This window comes from Xanthobacter autotrophicus, from assembly GCF_030015065.1.
Taxonomy (GTDB): domain Bacteria; phylum Pseudomonadota; class Alphaproteobacteria; order Rhizobiales; family Xanthobacteraceae; genus Xanthobacter; species Xanthobacter autotrophicus_D.
Map to the genome: position 1 here is coordinate 1 of NZ_JAIVFN010000544.1, position 394 is coordinate 394.

Here is a 394-nt window from a genome sequence, read left to right on the forward strand (position 1 = left end):
AGTTGAACGTGTAATGTCCATGGTAGACTCAGTGCTGCTGGTGGTTGACGCATTTGACGGCCCGATGCCGCAAACGCGCTTCGTAACCAAAAAAGCGTTTGCTTACGGCCTGAAGCCGATTGTTGTTATCAACAAAGTTGACCGCCCTGGCGCGCGTCCTGATTGGGTTGTGGATCAGGTATTCGATCTGTTCGTTAACCTCGACGCGACCGACGAGCAGCTGGACTTCCCGATCGTTTACGCTTCTGCGCTGAACGGTATCGCGGGTCTGGACCACGAAGATATGGCGGAAGACAAGACCCCGCTGTACCAGGCGATTGTTGACCACGTTCCTGCGCCGGACGTTGACCTTGACGGTCCGTTCCAGATGCAGATTTCTCAGCTCGATTACAAC

At 54.6% G+C, this 394-nt stretch carries 1 protein-coding gene; it reads left to right on the plus strand.

The window, feature by feature from the left end; genetic code table 11:
* Nucleotides 1-13: 13 nt before the first annotated feature.
* Nucleotides 14-394, plus strand: a 381-nt coding sequence (locus tag K9U40_RS24440) for a GTP-binding protein (protein ID WP_282892624.1), incomplete at its 3' end; no start/stop codon positions are given.